Here is a 4,726-nt window from a genome sequence, read left to right on the forward strand (position 1 = left end):
ATCACGTCTGTATATCACCGGCCTACATCCCTTTGTCTAAGTTTTATATACTTAATAATATCTTCCAAATTTTCCTGTGGCACATTGGCGTCCTCGTCCAGATAGACGCGGATGCCGCCCTCAGACCATACCTGGCGCATTTTTCCGTGCGGTATCTCCTCCCCGGACTTGGTGTCCGGGGATTTTTTTGTTTCCTGGCCTTGTACAGTCGTATCTAAATCCATCAAATCAGCAATCGATACTCCAAAATACTCAGCAAGTTTTTTTAGAACAGCAGGGCGCGGCGTCCCTCCTTTTTTCCAAACGGATACGTTTGAAGAAGAAAGGCCCATGCTGACGACCAGAGGTGTAGGCTTCACGCCCTTTTCTTTACAGAGTTCTATAAACCTGTCATAAAACACAAAAATACCCCCTGTGTTTTGTGCAAGCATACAAACTCAGAATTTTCGAATTTTACCCCTTTACAAATTCGAATAAATGAGTTATTATATTCTTGCTCAGGAAAAATGAGTAAATGAACCTGGCCCTCACAAAAGCGAGTGCCCAATTTTGCTTGGCGGTATTATTGTAGCACAGCTTTTATGAGTTTGTCAATATGCTTACTCATATTTTTTGAGTCCAGTAATTGACTGCGGCAGAAAGGAGATAGCGGGATCGGACCGGATGGAAAACAAAGCCGCCCCGTGCGGTAACACGGGGCGGAATGGTGGATTCACCGTGGCTTGTGCCGCCGGTGGGCTTTGACCGTGGAGCCACCGCGCTTATACCGTCTGACCTTGACGGTCATCGGACTTCTGCGCTTTGGCTTGCAGGTACACGCCATACGATCACCTCCTTTCGCCTTGCCATTCCAAAAGGAGGTTCCGTTGATCCACCGGTACTATTCTATATCAAATTTCTGCCGCAGTCAATGAAAAATCATATTCAAGAGCAGGGGGGTGAGCGATTGACACTTAGAGAGATGCGGGTAAAGGCGAATCTCAGGCAGGAAGATGTAGCCCGCAAGATGAATGTAGACCAGGCGGCGGTCAGCAAGTGGGAGAACGGTGTGACAAAGCCATCCCGCAAGTACCACAAGAAGCTTGCAAGGCTGTATGGGGTGACCGTTGACGAGCTGCTGGCTGATAGGCCGAAGGACACGGCGTGAGGAGGTGATAGCCACATGGACGAAAAAGACCCACTGAGCGGATGGAGATTTATCTTATGGGCTCTTCTCGGTGAACTGTTCTGCCTTGCTCTGGTGTATTTTTTCGCGGGCTAAGAGGATTATCCGATTAAGTTTACAACGTGAGAGGGGGTGAAATGATGGATATTCAGAAGGAACTTAACACACTGAATGACCCGCTGTTTGATGGAGAGTGGGCCAATTTGAAACAACAGCTTGGACACGATACAAGCGAAAAAGTAGGGGCTATAATCAGAGTCCTTTCAATCGGGAGTCCGAGTATAGCCCACTCAAAGATGGTTCTTCACGTCTGCGAAGCCATTATTGAGAAATGTTCCCTGACTTTTGGGACTAAATCGGACGTTTGAACACTTCTACTTTTGCCGGTTCATTTGGCTCCTGCTTAAAGACTTCCTGATACGTCTGCCAAAACTTATCGTAAATCTCTTTATTGGAGCCGGTCAAACCGCACATACGGGCGATAGCGATTATCATTGCCCGCTGGTTCAATTCCATTTTATCCACCTCCTTCCTATGTATCATTCTAACACTTGACATTTTGCGACGCAAGATATGACAGAGGATTGGAGAATGAAATGAGACAAAAACAGGAGGAATTATCATGGGACTTTTTTACACTAAGGAAAGCTATCAAGACGGATACGGCAGGAGCCGCGATAAAATCAAGATCCATAAAGTCAGAATCGCTGCTGCAGCAGTGCTGGCGCTGGTTGTTTTGGTTGTGGCTCTGCGGTGCTTCACCATCATTACTGCCGGACATACCGGAGTGGTATCCACCTTCGGAAAGGTCAGCGAGGAGGTGATGCAGGAGGGGTTCCACTTCAAGGCCCCATGGCAGAAGGTCACAAAAATGGACAACCGGATTGTGAAGCTGGAGGTGGAAACAGAGGCATTCAGCTCTGATCTCCAGACGGTCAGCGTCAATTTGGCCGTCAATTACAGGGTAGACACCAATATGTCCTACTTCATCGTGAAGAACATCGGGACCAAATATGAAGACGTTCTGATTACCCCGGCGGTCAATGAGGTCATGAAGTCCATCATGGCCCAGTATACCGCAGAGCAGAGCATTACCAACCGAAACGCCGTTTCCAAAGCACTGATGGATGGCCTGAATGAGAAGCTGACGGCAAGCGGCGTCTATATCTCCGACATCAACATCATCGACTTTGACTTTTCGGATGTGTACATCGCCGCCATCGAGGCCAAACAGGTGGCGGAGCAGGAGAAGCTGAAAGCACAGATCGAGCAGGAACAACTCACAATGGAGAAACAGGCTGCGGCAGAGCGTCAGTTGATTGAGGCACAGACGGAAGCGGAGGCAGCAAAGATTGAAGCGGATGCGGCAGCCTATTCCGGTCAGAAGCAGGCGGAGGCCAATGAAAAGATTGCGGCGTCGCTAACGGACATGCTGGTGGATTATTATAAGGTCCAGCAGTGGAACGGACAGCTCCCCACGGTGGCGGGCAGCGACACGCTGATTGGATTCGGACAGATCGCAGATTAAAAAATTCCCCGTCCAGTGCGGCAACACCAGACGGGGAGGCACCATCAAACCTAAGGCGGTAGGCTTGATAGAACGTATGTATTATAACAACGTCCTTCGAGCCTGTCAAGAGGAACGGAGGAAAAATCGTGAAGATCAGATTCACTCTGCCGTGGGGCGGGGAGTTTGAGTACCAACGTGAACCCAGGGAACCGATGGACAGGGACAAGCTGTTCGCTGTGTGCGTCACCGTCTGTGTGGTGGTGGGACTGTCCGGGTTCTTCGGGGTGTTCATCTTTGGGTAAGGAAGGAGGACACTATGCCAAGACTGCGCGAGAACGAAATACAGAAGCGGGAACGCATCTTGCGCGAGGCGGTCAAGACACACGCGAAGGAGAAGAACCTGAAAAACGGGGATCAGATATCGGAGTACATCGGGATCGGGATCTCATCCTTCTACAAGTACCAGCAAAACAACTACCAGAACATGAACTTTGACCTTGCCTGCCGTATGGCCCGTAAGTTGGGCGTCACCGGGAAAGAGTGGTGCGCGGCGGCGGGGATACCGTATGAGAAGGAGGAAGATTGAAATGGGAGAGCAATTGTTTGACATCGTGAACGCGAAGGCATTCACGGAGGCATATCCGATCATCGACTTTGACGGCTACAAGCAGCGCCTTTTGGATCACCGCTACGACTACCGTGCCGTCAACCGGATCATGGCTGACGTGGAGGAGTGCGCGGACCTGACGCTGGACGAGTATCTGGAGCTCTGCGACATCGCCAACGGGAGGGACCTGCAATGAGCTATTGGTACTACGACGATAAGGACGGGTACAAGAAAAAGCAGTATGACGGCGACCCGGTGTTCGTCATCCGCGAGGAGGCGGAGGGCAAGTCCAGGATGGTGTACGCCTCCGCTGACCGGGCGCGGCAGCACTTGTACGCGATGCTGGAGAATCCACCGGCGAATCTCAGCAGCGTCACCTACGCCATCGAGACGCCGGGAGGGGAGCAGTTGTACATCAAATAAAAAATCCCCGACGGGCTGGCACCCGACGGGGAGGACCGTAACCACCACAGAAACAGCCCTTTTCCTGTATTTTATCACGGAATGGGCTAGAAAGCAAGGTAAAATTATGGTTTTGAACGGGAAAGAAATCCCAGACTACATTGATTTTCAGTCTTTGATGCAGATTGACAGGCAACATCAAGAGTGGGCCAACAATCCAGACAGAAAGATGGAAGTCAAGACCGCGACGATAAAAGTCGTAGGAGATTCACCACTTTTGATGCCTATGTTCAGGGCACTTTGTCCGTCAATGAGATGGCAGCCGAAGAAGTGAACGCCCATTCCATGTGAAACCAAGTAGAAATACTGGTAAATAAACAAAATACAGGAGGAAATTAAAAATGGCTACCAAGAAGAACAGCACTACCGATGTCCAGAATGTCATCATCCCGGCAATCGACATTCGCACGGCGACTATCAAGGTCGTTGGTGACTCCCCTCTGATCGTACATAAGTGGAGTGAGAAGGCAAAAAAGGAAATTCTGGACAAGCAGATGAAGAAGGCCAAGACCAAAGGCCACGATGCAAAGGACCCTGTTCGTGACTTCATCGACAGCCTTTATTGGCTGGACGGTGAGCCGGAGGAGAAAACCGAGGAAGGTTTTGCAAAGGCGATCCAGAATGGTGCTAGGTTCGGTTTCCCCGCCGTCGCATTCAAGGCTGCGGCTGTGTCCGCCGGATACCGTGCTGGCGTCACACCGAACAAAGTTAGTATGTACGCGGCGTTTCATCTTGACGATGAACTGATCGAGATTCATGGGACCCCGGTTGCGCGAGAGGACATGGTAACAGTTGGCGGGATCAGCCGTGCGGCAGATATTCGGTATCGCGGTGAGTTCCAAGAGTGGAGCGCGATCTTCCAGGTGAAGTACAACGCCTCCGCTATTTCGCTGGAGCAGTTGGTCAACCTGTTCAACTTGGGCGGGTTCTGCTGCGGTCTTGGCGAGTGGCGGGTCGAAAAAGGCGGCGAATTTGGCAGGTT

The 4,726-nt window shown here is 50.7% G+C and carries 9 protein-coding genes; 7 read left to right on the forward strand and 2 right to left on the reverse strand.

The features are described from left to right. Positions 1-14 precede the first annotated feature (14 nt). The gene (locus Q0Z94_RS10940) at positions 15-431 is read right to left on the reverse strand and encodes a helix-turn-helix transcriptional regulator (RefSeq protein ID WP_298069642.1); all 417 of its coding nucleotides are present in this window, start codon (positions 429-431) and stop codon (positions 15-17) included. A 272-nt stretch (positions 432-703) separates the two neighbouring features. On the opposite strand from Q0Z94_RS10940, the gene Q0Z94_RS10945 reads away from it, so the two are divergent. Further along, positions 704-1,147: a helix-turn-helix transcriptional regulator gene (locus tag Q0Z94_RS10945; RefSeq protein ID WP_298069644.1), complete on the forward strand. Its 444-nt coding sequence runs from the start codon at positions 704-706 to the stop codon at positions 1,145-1,147. Between the two features lie 369 nt (positions 1,148-1,516). Here the strand turns inward: Q0Z94_RS10945 and Q0Z94_RS10950 are convergent, their stop codons facing one another. Continuing rightward, positions 1,517-1,681: a hypothetical protein gene (locus Q0Z94_RS10950; protein ID WP_298069645.1), complete on the reverse strand. Its 165-nt coding sequence runs from the start codon at positions 1,679-1,681 to the stop codon at positions 1,517-1,519. A gap of 106 nt (positions 1,682-1,787) precedes the next feature. Between Q0Z94_RS10950 and Q0Z94_RS10955 the strand changes: the two genes are divergently transcribed. The 6 genes from Q0Z94_RS10955 to Q0Z94_RS10980 form a co-directional block, all read left to right on the forward strand. Beyond that, positions 1,788-2,693, forward strand: a complete 906-nt coding sequence (locus tag Q0Z94_RS10955) for a prohibitin family protein (RefSeq protein WP_298069647.1) — start codon at positions 1,788-1,790, stop codon at positions 2,691-2,693. A gap of 128 nt (positions 2,694-2,821) precedes the next feature. After that, the gene (locus tag Q0Z94_RS10960; protein WP_298069649.1) at positions 2,822-2,977 is read left to right on the forward strand and encodes a hypothetical protein; all 156 of its coding nucleotides are present in this window, start codon (positions 2,822-2,824) and stop codon (positions 2,975-2,977) included. Positions 2,978-2,991: 14 nt separating this feature from the next. Continuing rightward, the gene (locus tag Q0Z94_RS10965; protein ID WP_298069651.1) at positions 2,992-3,261 is read left to right on the forward strand and encodes a hypothetical protein; all 270 of its coding nucleotides are present in this window, start codon (positions 2,992-2,994) and stop codon (positions 3,259-3,261) included. Between the two features lies 1 nt (position 3,262). Then, the gene (locus Q0Z94_RS10970) at positions 3,263-3,478 is read left to right on the forward strand and encodes a hypothetical protein (protein ID WP_298069653.1); all 216 of its coding nucleotides are present in this window, start codon (positions 3,263-3,265) and stop codon (positions 3,476-3,478) included. Then, a complete protein-coding gene (locus tag Q0Z94_RS10975) occupies positions 3,475-3,705 on the forward strand; it encodes a hypothetical protein (protein ID WP_298069655.1) in 231 nt (76 codons plus the stop codon). Before Q0Z94_RS10970 ends, Q0Z94_RS10975 begins: the two co-directional genes overlap by 4 nt. Before the next feature lie 380 nt (positions 3,706-4,085). Continuing rightward, a partial coding sequence (locus Q0Z94_RS10980; RefSeq protein WP_298069657.1) for a hypothetical protein occupies positions 4,086-4,726 on the forward strand: 641 nt, incomplete at its 3' end.

The sequence above is a fragment of the uncultured Mailhella sp. genome (assembly GCF_947631555.1).
GTDB lineage: Bacteria > Desulfobacterota > Desulfovibrionia > Desulfovibrionales > Desulfovibrionaceae > Mailhella.

Coding starts and splice junctions, on each gene's coding strand:
- Q0Z94_RS10950 (WP_298069645.1), bottom strand. CDS start 1,681: ATGGAATTGAACCAGCGGGCAATGATAATCGCTATCGCCCGTATGTGC.
- Q0Z94_RS10955 (WP_298069647.1), top strand. CDS start 1,788: ATGGGACTTTTTTACACTAAGGAAAGCTATCAAGACGGATACGGCAGG.
- Q0Z94_RS10965 (WP_298069651.1), top strand. CDS start 2,992: ATGCCAAGACTGCGCGAGAACGAAATACAGAAGCGGGAACGCATCTTG.
- Q0Z94_RS10975 (WP_298069655.1), top strand. CDS start 3,475: ATGAGCTATTGGTACTACGACGATAAGGACGGGTACAAGAAAAAGCAG.
- Q0Z94_RS10970 (WP_298069653.1), top strand. CDS start 3,263: ATGGGAGAGCAATTGTTTGACATCGTGAACGCGAAGGCATTCACGGAG.
- Q0Z94_RS10940 (WP_298069642.1), bottom strand. CDS start 431: ATGCTTGCACAAAACACAGGGGGTATTTTTGTGTTTTATGACAGGTTT.
- Q0Z94_RS10945 (WP_298069644.1), top strand. CDS start 704: ATGGTGGATTCACCGTGGCTTGTGCCGCCGGTGGGCTTTGACCGTGGA.